This is a genomic window from Streptomyces flavusporus, from assembly GCF_046267975.1.
Lineage (GTDB): Bacteria > Actinomycetota > Actinomycetes > Streptomycetales > Streptomycetaceae > Streptomyces > Streptomyces flavusporus.
In genome coordinates, this window is sequence record NZ_CP176503.1 from 7,632,959 (window position 1) to 7,650,000 (window position 17,042).

The following is a 17,042-nucleotide window of genomic DNA, read 5'->3' on the forward strand; positions in this document are numbered from 1 at the left end:
ATCTGCTGCTCCACAGGGGTGTCCCGTGACCCCCGGCAACAAAAATGCCCGCCTCTGATCACGTCCAAGACCAGAGGCGGGCAAACGTTCGGTGAACGTCAGGGTGTGGCGGGCACCTCGTACTCACCGATCAGCTGGGCGCGCGCCAGCGTGTGGAATCGCAGGTTGAAACCCACGAAGGCCGGGCTGGCGTCCGCGTCCGCACCGAGCTTCTCCTGGTCCACGGCGTACACCGTGAACACATACCGGTGCGGCCCGTCCCCGGGCGGCGGCGCGGCACCGCCGAAGTCCTTCGTGCCGTAGTCGTTGCGCGCCTGTACGGCACCCTTCGGCAACCCCTCGAACTTCCCGCTGCCCGCACCCGCCGGCAGCTCCGTCACCGACACCGGGATGTCGAACACGACCCAGTGCCAGAAGCCGCTCCCCGTCGGGGCGTCCGGGTCGTAGCAGGTCACGGCGAAACTTTTGGTCTCGGGCGGGAAGCCCTCCCACCGCAGGTGCGGTGACGTGTTGCCGGCCGCGTAGACCTGAGCGTCCTTGAGCGTCGCGCCTTCCTCGACGTCCTCACTCGTGACCGTGAACGACGGCACGGGCGGATGGAAGTCGTGGGGGAGCGGCCGCCTCTTGAGCTCGGTCACCTCGGTACCTCCTGATCGGATGGTTCAGTGGGCTCCGAGCCTAGAACCAGTTGCGCTTGCTGCCGACCTCGGACAGCCACTGGTTGAGATACGCCACCCAGTCGGTGCCCTGGTAGTCGTGCAACCCCACCTGGAACGACCGGAAGGTGTCGCTGCCCTCGCTGAACAGCCCCGGCTTCTTGTCCATCTCGAGCACGACGTCCATGGCCTGCTCGTCGGCCACGAAGCTCAACTCCACCTGGTTCAGCCCGCGGTACTGCTGCGGCGGAAGGAACTCGATCTCCTGGTAGAACGGCAGCTTCTGGCGCGTACCCCGGATGTGTCCGCGCTCCACGTCCGCGTTCTTGAAACGGAAGCCCAGCTGGATGAAGGCGTCGAGAATCGCCTTCTGCGCCGGCAGCGGATGCACGTTGATCGGGTCCAGGTCACCGGAGTCCACCGCACGCGCGATCTCCAGCTCGGTCGTCACACCGATGTGCATGCCACGCAGCGGCTGACCGTCGATCATCGTGATCGGCGTCTCCCAGGGGATGTCCAGCCCGAACGGCACCGCGTGCACGGCGTTCGCCTGCAGCTCGAAGGCACCGCCCAGCCGTACCTTCGTGAACTCGATGTCCTGCTTGTACTCGGTGTCCTGACCCTCGACCTCGACCTTGGCCTGCAGACCGACCGACAGCGCCTCGATCTGCTGACTGACGGACCCGCCCTGGATCCGCACCTCACCCTGGACGACACCGCCCGGAACCACGTTGACCTCGGTCAGCACCGTCTCGACCGAAGCGCCACCGGCCCCCAGACTCGCGAGCAGCTTCTTGAACGCCATGTCTCTCCCTCGTTCACTAACGTCTCTGATCACTACAAACGCGATCCGGCCGCGACCGGTTCCGCGCCCCACTCCGGCAAGGCGAACGTCCCCTGACCACCCTGCTGCACCCAGCCGTCTGCACTACCCTCGGACGGCATGATCGCGACCCCCGACCGTACGCCCCTGCCCCGGAGGTTCTTCGACCGGCCCGTACTGGACGTGGCCCCCGACCTCCTCGGCCGCTTCCTCGTGCGGACGACCCCGGACGGTCCGATCACCCTGCGCCTGACGGAGGTCGAGGCCTACGACGGCCCGAACGACCCCGGCTCTCACGCCTATCGCGGCCGCACGGCCCGCAACGACGTGATGTTCGGTCCGCCCGGCCATGTGTACGTCTACTTCACCTACGGCATGTCAAGTCGGTCAGCATGAACGCTGTGAATCTCGCTCGTCTCGCTGAAGAAGTCGCCCCCGAGCTGCTCGGTGCCATCCTCACCCACGAGACCCCCGAGGGAACCGTGAGCATCACCATCACGGAGACCGAGGCGTACTCCGGTGCGGCCGACCCAGCCTCCCACGCCTACCGAGGCAGGACGCCCCGCAACGCCGTCATGTTCGGGCCCGCAGGACACCTGTACGTCTACCGGTCTCACGGTCTCCACTGGTGCGCGAACATCGTCACCGGGACAGACGGCATCGCCTCAGCCGTCCTCATCCGGGCAGGCAGGGTCATCGAAGGGGAAGACCTGGCACGCAAGCGGCGAGGGGCGAAGGTCGAGGGCCCACGCCTTGCGCGCGGCCCGGGGAACTTCTGCCAGGCGCTCGGCATCACGGCAGAGCACAACGGCACAGATCTACTCACAGGCGCCTCGGTCACGCTGTCCGAGGGCGAGCCAGTACCCGCCGAACTCATCCGGGTCGGTCCTCGGGTGGGCGTGAGCAGAGCCCACGACTGGCAGCACCGTTTCTACCTCGCTGGTGATCCAACGGTCTCGGTGTACCGACTGAGCTCGAGAGCCAAGCCGCCCTCTGGAGCCTGAGCCGTTGTGCGCCTCGCTCGCGGCTCGCCGGTGAGTCGGCGCGGAAGTTGGGCCCGAAGGTGCGTGATCGCTCGCGAGCGTGGCGCGTGACGCGTTCCCGGCCGGTCCGGTGACTGTCGACGTGCGCCGACTCGGGTCGGAAGGGTGGGGGATGACCCCCTTGGTGAGTTCTTCCGCACCGCCAGGGTCACGGTCACCGTGTACAGCGAAGACTGAGCCGAACCGGCACCAACCAGGAGGGCCCCTGATGGGGGTCCTCCCCGTTTTGTATGATTCCCCGCTAGTGTCCTGCGCCGGAGATCCGTCGGCAGAAGCGGGCGAGGGAGTCGAGGATTTCCTCGGCCGTTTTGGTCCAGATGAACGGCTTGGGGTCCTCGTTCCACTCCTTGACCCAGGCGCGGATGTCGGCTTCCAGGGCCTGGACGTTCTTGTGCGCGCCGCGGCGGATCTTCTGGTCGGCCAGGAAGCCGAACCACCGCTCGTCGGGTAGGACCGCTGCATTGCTGCAGCGGTCCCCCCTCAGAACCGGCCGTGCCCGCTTTCCAGGCAACCGGCTCAAGCAAGCCCCTTGGGCTCGCGGGCGAACAGAAGTGCTGGTCACCGGCCGGGGCCAGTGGCCAGCCGACGCCGGCAGTGGGTGTGTATCAGGCGTGAGGCGGCGGGTTTGTCCGGCTTGCCGTTGCCCGCTTCGGCGGTGACCGCGTGTTTGCGGATCGCGATGCGGGTGACCTTGAGCCACTGCTCCCACTGGTCGGGAGTTTGCGGCTCGTGGTCGGCGTGCAGCAGCAGCCCTCCGCAGAGCGGACATCGGCCGTCTTGCATCTGCAACAGATGCAAGGTGCCCTTGCCCAGCGGGAGTTTGCCGCGGCGGCACCGCTTGGCCCAGAAGTCGGCCAGGGCGGGATCGTCGGTTGACGCCCTCCCTGGCACCATCCGGTGCCGGACGATCGGCGTCCAGGCGAACTTGTAGAGGTAGAAACCGCTGGTGCGGTCCCCGAATACCCATGTGTCCTGCCTGAACGGGTTGAACATGGCGAAGTACCGGGCAGTCACCCAGCGCATCGGCTTGTTCGGGTGGGAGAACTTGGCCCACTTGTAGACCAGTCTCCACACGTAGGCGTCCAGCGAGTTGAACGCCCGCTTGGACACCCCGATCCGGTAGTAGGCAGCCCAGCCCTTGATGATCGGGTTGAGCTTGGCGATCACCGCGTCGGCGTTGGCCCCTCGCAGGGCCAGCACCTCGGCGGCAAGCCGTTCCCGGATCCGCCGCAAGGCCGCGTTGCTCGGTTTGGTCAGCAGCTTGCTGCGGTAGCGTCGGATGTTGAACCCCAGGAAGTCGCAGCCCTCATCGAGGTGGACAATGCGCGTCTTGTCCTCGTTGAAGGCCAGGCCCCGGGGCGCGAGCCACACAGTCAGCCGCGCCTTGACCTGCTCGGCCTGTTCCCGAGAATGACACAGGGCGAGAAGGTCGTCGGCGTAGACGACCAGAACCGGAGAATCGCGCGCCAGAATCGTGGCATCACTGCCGAGATTCTGGTAGCGGACTCCAGCAGCCTTTCCCATGCCGTGCAAGGCGATGTTCAACAACGCGGGACTGATCACCCCGCCCTGGGGAGTTCCCTCCACCGTGGGGGTGAACCAACCTTTCTCGACCACACCCGCCTTCAGCCATCCGGCGATCATTCCCCTCCCGGGAAAGGAGCCCAATGACGCGAGCAGGTGATCGTGGTCGATTCGGTCGAATGCCGCTTTCAAGTCCGCGTCGAGCACCCACAAGCGTTTGGCGTTCTTGCCGCTCGCCGTCGTGTGGATGGCAACGATCGCGTCATGACAGCCACGGCCTGGACGGAAACCGTAGACCTTCGGTTCCAGCCGTGCCTCCCACTCGGGCTCCAGTGCATTCAGCGTCAGAGCTTGAAGGCATCTGTCGGCGATCACAGGAATTCCAAGTGGGCGCTGCTTCCCATTCGCCTTGGCTATATACACCCGCTTGACGGGCTTGGGCTTCCACGGGGCCGCGCCATGCTGGACCCAGTCGGCCAACTCGGCCTTTCCCTGGGGCAGCAGGACGACTTTCCCGTCGATGCCCGCCGTCTTGCGGCCAGCGTTGACTTCCGTGACCCGCCGCACACTCGCGAGTGTGTTGGCGCGGGAGCGGAGCATCAACTTCTGCAGATTCCTGACCTTGGCCAGGTCTCCTGCCTGCGATGCCGTGAAGATGCGTTGCCGCAGACGCCGTACGTCGTCCTCGACGGTCCGCCAGTCGATCGACGGCCAGTCGGTGATCTCGTCCTCCGGTCCGTTCGCCATGCCGGCTGCGGTCGCAGCGGCTTGCGCCGCCCCAGCCACGTGTGTCGTCACGGCGTCCAACTTGCCCTTCGGTTCAGGTGTCTTTGGTCATCGTTTCTTCACGGGCTCACCAGACCCACGTCAGCGCCCTTTCAGGCCGGGACATCGGCCCCTATCCGGCCAGTTATGCGGGGACCACCGACGGAGGTGTCAGCGCATGGTTCCCGGTTTCCTGTTGCCTTTCGGCGACCGGCATTCGCTTGCTGGGTCTTCCTGCGCCCGCTGGAGAGTTGGGCCTTCCTTGCGGTTGGCTTACCAGGTCAGAATTGCATTGCCTGGACTCCATCGGGGTTGTCACGTTCCGCATGAGAGAGATGCTGCCGGTGAGGGGGCCCTCTGCACCCCGGGGACGGCGGTGCACTCCCGACTGGCCAGATTTCCCCAGTCGGCGCCTGCCGATTTCCAGCGGCCAGTCCCTATCTCTCGCTGAAACGACCCATCGGCGAGAGTGCTCATGACGAGGCATCATCAAGGGTTCATTCGCATTCACCCGTCCGGCATTTCCCAGCCTGTAACCCCCGGATGGAACGAGGATCCTTGGGCATTTCCCCAGGCTTCGCACCCCGCGATTACTCACGACGCACGCTGAGGCGGGAACGAGCCCTGTGCACTGGCTCGGGAGCTACACCTTCGACATCAGTCGATCCTCCTTCGGTGAGTCCGCTCTTCTCAAGCGGCTTTCGTGTCGCACGACCTGGTTGAGCCAGGAGGCGTGGGGTGGGGTCCAGTGGATGTGCCAGCGTTGGTGGGCCGCGAGCCACTCTTTGGTGTGCTTCGCGGTGCGGGAGGAGCCGTTGTCGAGAACCACGTGGATTTCCTTGTCGCGTGGCAGGAGCCGGTCGAGGCGGTCCAGGAAGGCGGTGAAGGTTGCGGCGTTGTTGCGTTCTATGGTCTCGATCAGGGTCTGTCCGGTGGTGACCTCCAGCGCGGCGACGATCGAGGCGGTGCCGTGGCGTCGGTACTCGAACTCGTGCCGGGCCGCTCGGCCTGGTCGGACGTGCTGTGAGGGGTAGCGGCGCTCGCGGGCTTGGATCGCGGTCTTCTCGTCGATGGACAGCACGATCGCCCCGGTCGGCGGGTTGCGGTACAGCTCGCAAATGTCCTTGACCCGCTCCCAGAAGTCGGGGGTGTCGCGGCGTGTGAGCCAGCCGCGCACCTTGTGCGGCTTGAGGTCCAGGTCGGCCAGGATCCGGCCGACCTGGGAGGCGGAGATCGGTGCGAACACCGTGCCCGCGACCTGAGCGGCGATGGACACGTGGGTCCAGGTCGCGGCGGGGACGGGCGGGGCGCTGGTGGCCGCGGCGACCACCGCGACGCGCACCAGGTCGTCGTAGCGGCGCGGTCGGCCCGAGCGAGCGGCGTCCTTGAGTCCCGCCAAACCCAGCCCGGCGAACCGCCCGCGCCACTTGCGGACCGTGTGCACGCTCACCGCCAGCCGACGTGCGATCGCCGCGTTGCCCACTCCGTCGGCTGCCGCCAGCACGATCCTGGCCCGAAGCACCTGCCGCACCTGCGCTTTCGTCGAGGACACGATCCGCTCCAGCACGCCGCGCACCTCCTCGTCCACCACCACGGCCGCCGCCGCACACCGCCCCGAGCCCTCCGCCATGAGCAGTGATCATGGCGCAGGCGCCGGTCGGGGCGGCAGGATGGGGCTGTGCCGAAGAACCCACCCGAGTCCATGCAGCACCACCTGCGCCAGCGGCTGAACGCCCGCGCCAGCGAGCGCTGGCCGCAGCTCGCCCGGGTCCGAGTCCGCTTTCGAGCCGGATTCGCCTATGTGGACGGCGAGTTGAAGGACGGCGAACAGCTGCCGCTGTGCCGCCTGCGCTTCGCGGGCGTCCTGCACTCCTGGGGCTTCGCTCTCTACCTCGCCAGCCGAGGCGGCTACCAGGACAACGTGCTACCCAGCGGCCTCCCCGTCGGCAGCCCCGAGGAATGCCTGGACTGCGCCTGCGGCCTCTACCTCGACAGCCCGGCGGCCTGACCCCTCCACGAACTTCTGCGGAGCAGCACTAGTAGGGCTTTGTTAGGTCCTGTGGTGGGGTTCGGGTGCTGGTGCGGGTTGGCCGCATATCGAGCAGGCGCCGGTCCAGGTGGCCAGGAGGGCCTGGAGTTCGCGGAGGACCGCGTAGAGGGTCAGGCCGGCGCAGGGGCTTTTGGGTCGAGCCTGAGCATGGTGCAGAAGGCCTGGGCGAGGGACGCGAGGGTGACGTGGCGGTGCCAGCCGAGGTAGTTGCGGCCCTCGAAGTGGTCCAGGCCCAGACCGTCCTTGAGCTCGCGGTAGTCGTGCTCAACTCGCCATCGGATCTTGGCGATTCGTACCAGTTCGCGCAGTGGGGTGTCGGCGGGAAGCGTCGAGAGCCAGTAGTCGGTTGGCTCGGCGGAGTCGGGTGGCCACTCGACGAGCAGCCAGCAGTCGGGCAGGGAGCCGTCGGCGGCGCGGCGGATGGTGCGGTTGGCCGGTCGGACCCGCAGGGCCAGGAACTGCGAGCGCATCTCGGCGTTCGGGTTGCGTCTGGTGGCCTTGCTGCCCTGGCGCCAGGTGACGGTGCGGGTGGCCGCTCGGCCGACGGCCAGGGCCAGGGCGCGCAGGGTGGTGTGCGGTTGGGGGTAGGCGGACACGGGAGGGCGGCCCTGCCCGGAGTACGGCGGGCGTTGGGGTGTGGCATTGCCGGGGTGCGCGGTCGTGGTGGCTTTGACCGCGACCGCGTAGGTCAGGCCGCGCTCGGTCAGGCCCTCGCGAAAGCCGGTGGCGTCGCCGTATCCGGCGTCGGCGGCGACCGGAAGGTCGGGCAACTCCCAGTTGTCGCGCACCTCGTCGAGCATGTCCAGCGCCAGGCGCCACTTCTCCCGGTGCCGCTCGGTGTCCGGGATTCCCGCCTTGGCGCGGCGGCGCCGGATCGCCTCGGCCATCAGCGCGTCCTCGCCGTACTTGGTGTCGTCCCAGCTCTCGGGCAGGAACAGGCGCCAGTCGACAGCCGATGACGCACGGTCACTGACCAGGTTCACACTGACGCCGACCTGGCAGTTGCCGCGCTTACCCAGGGCGCCGCAGTACATCCGCGCCACCCCCGGTGAGTCGTAGCCGTCCTTGGGGAAGCCGACATCATCGATCGCGTACGCCTCGGGAGAAATGTGCGCGGCAGCCCAACGGGCCAGCCGCTCACGGACCTTGGAGTAGTCCCAGGTGGACGATGAGACGAACTGCTGCAGCTGCTGGTGGTCCACGCCCAGGCGCTCGGCCATCGGCTGCATGGACTTGCGCTTGCCGTCCAGCATCAGCCCGCGCAGATACAGCTCGCCCTTGGCCCGCTGGTCCCGACGCGCCAGCGAACCGAGCATCTCCGCCGCGAACGCCTCCAGGCGCGGGCGGACCGTCTCCATCTCCTCAGGTGTCACACCTGACAGAACATCACAATCTACCTGACGATGATCAATCGGGGTACCTAACAAAGCCCTACTAGTGTCCTGCGCCAGTAGTTGATCGTTAGTTGTTGCGTGACTTCTGCTGCTGGTGCGTCAGTTCCTCGTCGGGGCCCGAAGCTGGAACCGTTGCTGCTGTCTGATGACGAGAGGGCGGTGTTGGAGCGGTGGTCGCGGCGGGCGTCGTCGGCCCAGGCGCTTGCCCTGCGGGCGCGGATCGTGCTGGCGTGCGCAGGCCCGGAGATCCCGCCGATCGTCGCGGTCGCCCGCGAGTTGCGGGTGGCCGCCGATATCGTCCGCAAGTGGCGGCGCCGGTTCCTGGCCGAGCGGCTGGACGGCCTCGTCGACGAGCCCCGGCCGGGCCGGCCGCCCACCATCAGCGTTGACCAGGTGGAGGCGGTCGTGGTCGCCACGCTGGAGGAGATCCCGAAGAACGCCACCCACTGGTCGCGGAAGTCGATGGCGGAGCACAGCGGCCTGTCGAAGTCCACGGTCGGCCGGATCTGGCGGAAGTTCCAGCTCAAGCCGCACCTGACCGACACGTTCAAGCTGTCGACGGACCCGCTGTTCGTGGAGAAGGTCTACGACGTCGTCGGGCTGTACTTCAACCCGCCCGAGGGCGCGGTGGTCCTCTCGGTGGACGAGAAGTCCCAGATCGTGTGCCACGAACGCTGAAGGAGGCATTGATGTAGCAGCTTCTGGAAGCGGTGCTGTGCAGGAGATGGAGATAGGTCCTCCGGGGTCGCCCTGCAGGGGGAGGCTCCAAACCACCGCAGGCTGCGTCGGTTAAGTGCCGATCGTGGTGAGCGCTGCGGCAAAAGGCGCGGCAGTGATCGCGTCAGGTGTGGGTCAGGAAGGCGAGCGTGAGCGAACCGCTGACGACGTGTCGTAACTTTCTTCAATGGCGTCGAAACCGGGGCATGATTTGGGCTCCGGGACAAGTCCGGGGGGAGCCTGCCGACTGCCCGGATGGCGTCCGGCATGGAGGCGGCGCGAGCCTGGCCCGGGCTCTTGCACGGAACGTGGGAACCTGTCGCCCCGATACTGCGGTCGGCCCGGTGGGCCGGCGGCGAGAGGGAGTGCTCCAAGCGGACAAGACCGCGAGGGGCCGAGTACCGAAGCGGGGCACGGGGGCGGACCGTCTCGTAGTAGTGGTGAAGCCCGGTAATGCGGGTGGAGCGAAGGGGACGGGTCGTCCGGGTCTGTTTGGCGGTCAACCGGAGTGCCCGGGATGAGCCGGACGAGCGGACCAAAGTCGTTCGGGATCTCGAAACACCTGGTGTTCGAGGCGTACTTGAGGGTCAAGGCCAACAAGGGAGCGGCGGGCGTCGACGGCGAGTCGATCGAGCAGTTCGAGGCTGACCTGCGGGGCAACCTCTACAAGCTGTGGAATCGCATGTCGTCGGGCTGCTACTTCCCGCCGCCGGTGCGGATGGTGGAGATCGACAAGCCGGGAGGACGCGGGGTCAGGATCCTCGGTGTGCCCACGGTTGCGGACAGAATCGCGCAGACGGTGGTGGCCATGGTGCTGGAGCCGCTGGTGGAACCTGTGTTCCACCCGGACTCCTACGGCTACCGGCCCCGCCGCAGTGCGCTGGATGCGGTCGCGGTGTGCCGGGAGCGGTGCTGGAAGACGGACTGGGTGATCGATCTGGACATCCGGGGCTTCTTCGACAACCTCGATCATGATCTCGTCCTCAAGGCGGTCGCGCACCACACCGACCAGCGGTGGGTCCTGCTGTATGTGGAGCGGTGGCTCAAGGCCCCGCTCCAGCGGCCGGACGGCAGCCTGCAAGCCCGGGACCGCGGCAGCCCGCAGGGCTCGGCGGTCTCACCCGTGTTGTCCAACCTGTTCATGCACTACGCGTTCGACGCCTGGATGGCCCGGGAGCACCCTGGCGTCCAGTTCGAGCGCTATTGCGATGACGTGGTGGTCCACTGTCGCAACGAGGTCCAGGCGCATCAGATGCGTGAGGCCATCGCCGGGCGGCTGGCCGACTGCGGGGGGCTGCAACTGCATCCCCAGAAGACCCGCATCGTGTATTGCAGGGACAGGAACAGGCGTGGCTTGGCCGAGCACACCTCGTTCGTGTTCCTGGGGTACGGGTTTCGCGTACGGAAACTCCGGACGAAGCGCGGAGACTTCTTCTTCGGCTTCAACCCGGCCGTCAGCGACGAGGCCGCCAAGCAGATCCGGGTGCAGATCCGCCGCTGGCGGCTGCACTTGCGAAGTGAGACGACCCTGGAGCAGCTCGCCCGGGAGATCAACCCGGTCGTGCGGGGCTGGATCAACTACTTCGGGCGCTTCCATCCGTCCGCGTTGTACCCCAGCCTCAACCGCATCAACGACTACCTGGTGCGGTGGCTCGTCCGCAAGTACAAGCGGTTCAAACGGAAACGAGCCAGAGCGCGTGAAGCCCTGAGCCGTCACGCCAGGCGGTTCCCCGGACTCTTCGCCCACTGGAAGTTCGTCAAGCCGTGACCGCGAACGACTGGACGATGGGAGCCGTGTAAGCCGAGAGGCTTACGCACGGTTCTGAGAGCGGCGGCGGGTGAAACTCCCGCCGCCGACTCACCCAGGCCCTGGACCGGTCTCAGCCGGTGCTGCCGATAATGCCGGGCATGCCCGAGCGGCGCACCCACGACTACGTCCGCAACGGCCTGACCACCCTGTTCGCCGCGTTCGACGTCGCCACCGGCGAGGTCATCAGCTCCCTGCACCGCCGGCACCGGGCGGCGGAGTTCAAGAAGTTCCTGATCAGGATCGACAAGGAGGTGCCCGCACATCTCCAGGTCCATCTGATCTGCGACAACTACGGCACCCACAAAACGCCCGCGATCAGGACGTGGCTGTCCAAGCACCCACGCTTTCACATGCACTTCACCCCGACCGGCTCCTCGTGGATCAACCAGGTCGTGCGACACGAAAGCCGCTTGAGAAGAGCGGACTCACCGAAGGAGGATCGACTGATGTCGAAGGTGTAGCTCCCGAGCCAGTGCACAGGGCTCGTTCCCGCCTCAGCGTGCGTCGTGAGTAATCGCGGGGTGCGAAGCCTGGGGAAATGCCCAAGGATCCTCGTTCCATCCGGGGGTTACAGGCTGGGAAATGCCGGACGGGTGAATGCGAATGAAACCCTTGATGATGCCTCGTCATGAGCACTCTCGCCGATGGGTCGTTTCAGCGAGAGATAGGGACTGGCCGCTGGAAATCGGCAGGCGCCGACTGGGGAAATCTGGCCAGTCGGGAGTGCACCGCCGTCCCCGGGGTGCAGAGGGCCCCCTCACCGGCAGCATCTCTCTCATGCGGAACGTGACAACCCCGATGGAGTCCAGGCAATGCAATTCTGACCTGGTAAGCCAACCGCAAGGAAGGCCCAACTCTCCAGCGGGCGCAGGAAGACCCAGCAAGCGAATGCCGGTCGCCGAAAGGCAACAGGAAACCGGGAACCATGCGCTGACACCTCCGTCGGTGGTCCCCGCATAACTGGCCGGATAGGGGCCGATGTCCCGGCCTGAAAGGGCGCTGACGTGGGTCTGGTGAGCCCGTGAAGAAACGATGACCAAAGACACCTGAACCGAAGGGCAAGTTGGACGCCGTGACGACACACGTGGCTGGGGCGGCGCAAGCCGCTGCGACCGCAGCCGGCATGGCGAACGGACCGGAGGACGAGATCACCGACTGGCCGTCGATCGACTGGCGGACCGTCGAGGACGACGTACGGCGTCTGCGGCAACGCATCTTCACGGCATCGCAGGCAGGAGACCTGGCCAAGGTCAGGAATCTGCAGAAGTTGATGCTCCGCTCCCGCGCCAACACACTCGCGAGTGTGCGGCGGGTCACGGAAGTCAACGCTGGCCGCAAGACGGCGGGCATCGACGGGAAAGTCGTCCTGCTGCCCCAGGGAAAGGCCGAGTTGGCCGACTGGGTCCAGCATGGCGCGGCCCCGTGGAAGCCCAAGCCCGTCAAGCGGGTGTATATAGCCAAGGCGAATGGGAAGCAGCGCCCACTTGGAATTCCTGTGATCGCCGACAGATGCCTTCAAGCTCTGACGCTGAATGCACTGGAGCCCGAGTGGGAGGCACGGCTGGAACCGAAGGTCTACGGTTTCCGTCCAGGCCGTGGCTGTCATGACGCGATCGTTGCCATCCACACGACGGCGAGCGGCAAGAACGCCAAACGCTTGTGGGTGCTCGACGCGGACTTGAAAGCGGCATTCGACCGAATCGACCACGATCACCTGCTCGCGTCATTGGGCTCCTTTCCCGGGAGGGGAATGATCGCCGGATGGCTGAAGGCGGGTGTGGTCGAGAAAGGTTGGTTCACCCCCACGGTGGAGGGAACTCCCCAGGGCGGGGTGATCAGTCCCGCGTTGTTGAACATCGCCTTGCACGGCATGGGAAAGGCTGCTGGAGTCCGCTACCAGAATCTCGGCAGTGATGCCACGATTCTGGCGCGCGATTCTCCGGTTCTGGTCGTCTACGCCGACGACCTTCTCGCCCTGTGTCATTCTCGGGAACAGGCCGAGCAGGTCAAGGCGCGGCTGACTGTGTGGCTCGCGCCCCGGGGCCTGGCCTTCAACGAGGACAAGACGCGCATTGTCCACCTCGATGAGGGCTGCGACTTCCTGGGGTTCAACATCCGACGCTACCGCAGCAAGCTGCTGACCAAACCGAGCAACGCGGCCTTGCGGCGGATCCGGGAACGGCTTGCCGCCGAGGTGCTGGCCCTGCGAGGGGCCAACGCCGACGCGGTGATCGCCAAGCTCAACCCGATCATCAAGGGCTGGGCTGCCTACTACCGGATCGGGGTGTCCAAGCGGGCGTTCAACTCGCTGGACGCCTACGTGTGGAGACTGGTCTACAAGTGGGCCAAGTTCTCCCACCCGAACAAGCCGATGCGCTGGGTGACTGCCCGGTACTTCGCCATGTTCAACCCGTTCAGGCAGGACACATGGGTATTCGGGGACCGCACCAGCGGTTTCTACCTCTACAAGTTCGCCTGGACGCCGATCGTCCGGCACCGGATGGTGCCAGGGAGGGCGTCAACCGACGATCCCGCCCTGGCCGACTTCTGGGCCAAGCGGTGCCGCCGCGGCAAACTCCCGCTGGGCAAGGGCACCTTGCATCTGTTGCAGATGCAAGACGGCCGATGTCCGCTCTGCGGAGGGCTGCTGCTGCACGCCGACCACGAGCCGCAAACTCCCGACCAGTGGGAGCAGTGGCTCAAGGTCACCCGCATCGCGATCCGCAAACACGCGGTCACCGCCGAAGCGGGCAACGGCAAGCCGGACAAACCCGCCGCCTCACGCCTGATACACACCCACTGCCGGCGTCGGCTGGCCACTGGCCCCGGCCGGTGACCAGCACTTCTGTTCGCCCGCGAGCCCAAGGGGCTTGCTTGAGCCGGTTGCCTGGAAAGCGGGCACGGCCGGTTCTGAGGGGGGACCGCTGCAGCAATGCAGCGGTCCTACCCGACGAACTCGTCTTCTCCGCGCTGACCCGCGCCGTCCTACGACACGGCGACTTCACCAGCCGAAACGACCTGATCGAGAAGATGGACACCTGGACGATCCAGCGGAACGACCACGCTCGTCCCTTCCGCTGGACCTACGACGGCACCCCACTCAAGGAAGCGGCCTGACCCCTCCACGAACTTCTGCGGAGCAGCACTAGTACTGGCCAACGCCCTGAGCTTCCTTCTCTGCGCGGCCGTCGTGACCCGACTGCCGCACCTGCCGCCTGTGCGCGAACTGGAGCCCACATCTGCATCGGAGGCGCCCCCTGCTGGCCGGTGGGCCGTGCTGAAGGACCGTCCGTACATGGTGGTGACCGTGCTCGACGCGGTCCTCTCATTTCAGGGACACGTTCTGGTGTTCGCGCTGCCGCTGTGGATTGTCGGCCATAGCAAAGCACCCCAGTGGCTCATCGGGGCATGCGCGGTGGTCAACACGCTGATGGTGGTGGCGTTCCAGGTGCGGGCGAGCCGGGGTGTCGTCGACAACGCCTCGGCGGGGCGGGTCGCGGTCCGTTCCGGCGTGGCGTTCCTGCTCGGCATGGCGGCGATCGCGGCCGCTGCGGGTATGCCCGGGTGGCTCGCCGCTGTGCTGATCGGCGCCGGTGTCGTCGTGCACACGATCGGTGAGCTCTGGCACACGGCGGCCTCGCTCGAGCTGAGCTTCGGACTCGCGCCCGCCCAGGCTCAGGGCCAGTACTCCGGCCTGCACGCCACCGGCACGGGCCTGGTGAGCTCCCTGGCGCCGTCGGTCCTGGCCCTGTTCTGCCTCACCTGGGGCGTCCCCGGCTGGCTGGCGCTGGGTGGTGTCTTCGTGCTTGCGGGACTGGCGATGCCATATGCGGTCCGGTGGGCCGAGCAGGCCCGGCATGATCCTCATCGCGTCCCACAGCATGAAACCCTCAAGTGAGATGACTTCTTGTAGACCGGGGCCGCTGTGCTTTCCGCTCTGGCCAGCCCGGCAGTCACATCACGAACCGCTGAGCGCTCCCATGGGTGCGTACATGGGTTCGGGCGATGTCGATCCCTATCGGTCAGGGGGAAGTCGACAGGGGTCAACACGGGGGCGCGTGTCGCTCGACCGCTCCCCTTCCGACGCACCAAGACCTGTCACGCTCGCCGTCACTCGGCACGCCAGGTGTCCTGGTCACTCGTCCCGCACGACCAAAGCGAACGACGTACAGATACGCCGGAAGCTGCCGTGCCCCGTCCGACCGGTGTGGCTCATGCACTCCACGTCGACACCTGCGCCGTCCGGTGACGGCGTCGCCGTCCACCCGCAGCCATAGGCCAGACACTCCGCCTCGAAGGTCACTTCCGTATCCGGGTGCTGCGTGATTCGGTGCTGGACTACCGCAGCATGGCGCACATCTGTTTGTAAGCACCTCTTTGGGCTCCACCGCACGGAACAGAAGTGGCTCCAGGGCGTAAGAAGTTGATCTGGCTCCACCCCGCGTAGCGATGCGCAGATCTTGGACGTTGGATAGGGTCCAGCGGGAGGTGCGGGGATGAGTTTCCGGCTGGCGGCGTACGCCGTGTGCATCGAGGACGGGCGGGTGCTGCTCGCCCGTCACGTACCACCGGAGGGCGGGAGTAACTGGACTCTTCCGGGCGGGAGGGTCGAGCAGGGGGAGGATCCGTTCGATGCGGTGATCCGGGAGGTCGCCGAGGAGACCGGCTGCGACGCGGTGGTGGATCGCCTGCTGGGAGTGGACTCACGGGTGATCCCTGCGGCCGTCGCTCGTGCGGGAGTCGAGCACCAGAATGTCGGCATCTTCTACCGGGTCCGTATCACCGGCGGCCAGCTCCGGCCTGAGCCGAACGGCGAAATCGCCGAGTCGGTCTGGACTGCGATCTCCGACGTCGCTGGCCTGCGCCGGTCATCGCTGGTTGACATCGGTCTCACCCTGGCACAGGACCTTCCGGCAACGGGCCACGTCGCTCCTGTCCCGGTCGGCGGCCTGATCCAGCACTGAGGCGTCAACGCCCCCCACCCCGGCCAGCGGAACCACCCGATCGAAGTGGGGCCAAATCACCTTGCTACAGGGGCGTGAATCGCACCAATGCACGCTCCCTCCAGCCTGTCGCTGGAGCCAAAACAGCTCCGTGCACTGGAGCCAAAACAGGTGCTTACAGACACGCACATCACTGTTCGTCCCCGTGCGCGTCACGCAGGTGAGCCGGCAGGGTCACGTTCATGTCGGACACCTTGGAGTAGTCCCCGACCGATCCGGCGTTGACCCGCTGCACCGCGAGGCCGAGGCGGTCCCGGCAGCCCGGGACGGGCTCCGGACGGGCCGACGGTAGGGACAAGGTGTTTCTATCGGGGCGCAAACACCCCCATAGAAACAGGCCATCCCTGGCCGTCCATGAACGGAGGCGGGTATGCGCGTTGTTGCATGAAGACGCCGAAGGGCGCCCCGTAGGGCGCCCCTGTCGTTGGCTACCGTCCACTCAGCCGACCGTCACGCACCGCTCACGGGTTCCGGAAGGTGATCTGGCAGTGGTCCGGCTTGAACTCTCGGACTCCTCGACCTCTCGGCATCAGCTCGACGAGTTCGCAGACCTGCATGACGACCGTCCGCACGTAGTCGATCCGGTCGGGGTCCTCGTAGTCCAGCTCCTCCCACAGGTACTCGACGTCCCCCAGATCCACCCGCACCCGCTTTGCTGCCAGGTCTGCCAGCTCGGTCCGGACCTTCGCCAGGTCGGCATCACACCTGCCGATGCCTGCGCGCATGGTCGATGCGTCGATGTCCCCTACGGCGAACATCTCCGCTAGGGCGGTACGCCTCTCGGATGTGGCTACCTCCTCGGCCAGCAGCTCGGCCTCGCGCTCCTCGTCTGCGGCATCCGTGGCCGGAGCCTGGTTCCACTCCTCGGCCCTGGTGATGACATTTCGGACCACGAAGGAGTCAAGGGGGTCTGCCGGGCATGTGATGCACCGGCCGCCTGAACAGGTGTAGATCCGGTACCGCTCGCCTGCCGCGTTCTTCTTGCTCCATCCCTGTGTCACGACGGCCTGACACTTTGAGCAGCGGACCACGCCGGACAACAGAGCCTTGCGCTTCCCTCCGCCGCCGGTCTTGCGCTCAGGGTCGCTCAGGTAGCGCGCCAGAGCTCGGAACATTCCCTCGGAGACGATCGGCTCCCAGTTGCCTGGGCCGGTCTCCTCGGTCACCCGCACGCGCCTCCCGTCCGGCTTCTCGACCCACTGGGAGTAGGTCTGGATGCCCGCGTTCCTCGGTTTCAAGAGGACAGACCGGAGGTTC

Annotated in this window: 15 protein-coding genes and 3 pseudogenes (1 of these 18 cut by a window edge); 10 read left to right on the forward strand and 8 right to left on the reverse strand. The window is 66.5% G+C overall.

Annotated features, from left to right (window positions below):
• Nucleotides 1-98: 98 nt before the first annotated feature.
• Both ACKTSN_RS36000 and ACKTSN_RS36005 read right to left on the reverse strand, forming a co-directional pair.
• On the reverse strand, nt 99-638 hold the full coding sequence (locus ACKTSN_RS36000) for a YbhB/YbcL family Raf kinase inhibitor-like protein (protein ID WP_409472943.1): 540 nt from the start codon (nt 636-638) through the stop codon (nt 99-101).
• A 40-nt stretch (nt 639-678) separates the two neighbouring features.
• Nucleotides 679-1,461, reverse strand: a complete 783-nt coding sequence (locus tag ACKTSN_RS36005) for a sporulation protein (protein ID WP_409472944.1) — start codon at nt 1,459-1,461, stop codon at nt 679-681.
• A gap of 138 nt (nt 1,462-1,599) precedes the next feature.
• Here ACKTSN_RS36005 and ACKTSN_RS36010 point away from each other — a divergent pair.
• Both ACKTSN_RS36010 and ACKTSN_RS36015 read left to right on the forward strand, forming a co-directional pair.
• Nucleotides 1,600-1,857: pseudogene (locus ACKTSN_RS36010) on the forward strand (DNA-3-methyladenine glycosylase); the annotation flags it as partial.
• 14 nt (nt 1,858-1,871) lie between these two features.
• Nucleotides 1,872-2,483, forward strand: a complete 612-nt coding sequence (locus ACKTSN_RS36015) for a DNA-3-methyladenine glycosylase (protein ID WP_409472945.1) — start codon at nt 1,872-1,874, stop codon at nt 2,481-2,483.
• Between the two features lie 280 nt (nt 2,484-2,763).
• On the opposite strand, the gene ACKTSN_RS36020 is transcribed toward ACKTSN_RS36015, so the two are convergent.
• The 3 genes from ACKTSN_RS36020 to ACKTSN_RS36030 form a co-directional block, all read right to left on the reverse strand.
• A complete protein-coding gene (locus tag ACKTSN_RS36020; protein ID WP_409472946.1) occupies nt 2,764-3,042 on the reverse strand; it encodes a hypothetical protein in 279 nt (92 codons plus the stop codon).
• Nucleotides 3,043-3,080: 38 nt separating this feature from the next.
• Nucleotides 3,081-4,793, reverse strand: a complete 1,713-nt coding sequence (gene ltrA, locus ACKTSN_RS36025) for a group II intron reverse transcriptase/maturase (RefSeq protein WP_409467920.1) — start codon at nt 4,791-4,793, stop codon at nt 3,081-3,083.
• Nucleotides 4,794-5,454: 661 nt separating this feature from the next.
• The gene (locus tag ACKTSN_RS36030; RefSeq protein ID WP_409470353.1) at nt 5,455-6,441 is read right to left on the reverse strand and encodes an IS630 family transposase; all 987 of its coding nucleotides are present in this window, start codon (nt 6,439-6,441) and stop codon (nt 5,455-5,457) included.
• A gap of 48 nt (nt 6,442-6,489) precedes the next feature.
• Here ACKTSN_RS36030 and ACKTSN_RS36035 point away from each other — a divergent pair, with 48 nt between their 5' ends.
• A complete protein-coding gene (locus ACKTSN_RS36035; RefSeq protein ID WP_409470352.1) occupies nt 6,490-6,819 on the forward strand; it encodes a hypothetical protein in 330 nt (109 codons plus the stop codon).
• A gap of 152 nt (nt 6,820-6,971) precedes the next feature.
• Here the strand turns inward: ACKTSN_RS36035 and ACKTSN_RS36040 are convergent, their stop codons facing one another.
• Nucleotides 6,972-8,234, reverse strand: a complete 1,263-nt coding sequence (locus ACKTSN_RS36040; protein ID WP_409467247.1) for an IS701 family transposase — start codon at nt 8,232-8,234, stop codon at nt 6,972-6,974.
• Nucleotides 8,235-8,378: 144 nt separating this feature from the next.
• Between ACKTSN_RS36040 and ACKTSN_RS36045 the strand changes: the two are divergent.
• The 7 genes and pseudogenes from ACKTSN_RS36045 to ACKTSN_RS36075 all read left to right on the forward strand — a co-directional run.
• Nucleotides 8,379-8,915, forward strand: a pseudogene (locus ACKTSN_RS36045) (IS630 family transposase); the annotation flags it as partial.
• 574 nt (nt 8,916-9,489) lie between these two features.
• The gene (gene ltrA / locus ACKTSN_RS36050; RefSeq protein ID WP_409468519.1) at nt 9,490-10,740 is read left to right on the forward strand and encodes a group II intron reverse transcriptase/maturase; all 1,251 of its coding nucleotides are present in this window, start codon (nt 9,490-9,492) and stop codon (nt 10,738-10,740) included.
• Between the two features lie 95 nt (nt 10,741-10,835).
• Nucleotides 10,836-11,180 (forward strand): annotated as a pseudogene (locus tag ACKTSN_RS36055) (transposase); the annotation flags it as partial.
• Nucleotides 11,181-11,905: 725 nt separating this feature from the next.
• Nucleotides 11,906-13,618, forward strand: a complete 1,713-nt coding sequence (ltrA, locus tag ACKTSN_RS36060) for a group II intron reverse transcriptase/maturase (RefSeq protein WP_409467920.1) — start codon at nt 11,906-11,908, stop codon at nt 13,616-13,618.
• Nucleotides 13,619-13,656: 38 nt separating this feature from the next.
• A complete protein-coding gene (locus ACKTSN_RS36065; protein WP_409470354.1) occupies nt 13,657-13,899 on the forward strand; it encodes a hypothetical protein in 243 nt (80 codons plus the stop codon).
• A gap of 178 nt (nt 13,900-14,077) precedes the next feature.
• On the forward strand, nt 14,078-14,680 hold the full coding sequence (locus tag ACKTSN_RS36070; RefSeq protein ID WP_409472947.1) for a hypothetical protein: 603 nt from the start codon (nt 14,078-14,080) through the stop codon (nt 14,678-14,680).
• A 598-nt stretch (nt 14,681-15,278) separates the two neighbouring features.
• Nucleotides 15,279-15,746, forward strand: a complete 468-nt coding sequence (locus ACKTSN_RS36075; protein ID WP_409472948.1) for an NUDIX hydrolase — start codon at nt 15,279-15,281, stop codon at nt 15,744-15,746.
• Between the two features lie 169 nt (nt 15,747-15,915).
• Here ACKTSN_RS36075 and ACKTSN_RS36080 read toward each other — a convergent pair whose 3' ends face one another.
• Both ACKTSN_RS36080 and ACKTSN_RS36085 read right to left on the reverse strand, forming a co-directional pair.
• The gene (locus tag ACKTSN_RS36080; RefSeq protein ID WP_409472949.1) at nt 15,916-16,083 is read right to left on the reverse strand and encodes a hypothetical protein; all 168 of its coding nucleotides are present in this window, start codon (nt 16,081-16,083) and stop codon (nt 15,916-15,918) included.
• A gap of 163 nt (nt 16,084-16,246) precedes the next feature.
• Nucleotides 16,247-17,042 carry the 3' portion of a recombinase family protein gene (locus tag ACKTSN_RS36085; protein WP_409472950.1) on the reverse strand. It continues 671 nt past the right edge of the window, so 796 of the gene's 1,467 nt are visible here — the last part of the coding sequence; the start codon falls outside the window, past its right edge; it ends in the stop codon at nt 16,247-16,249.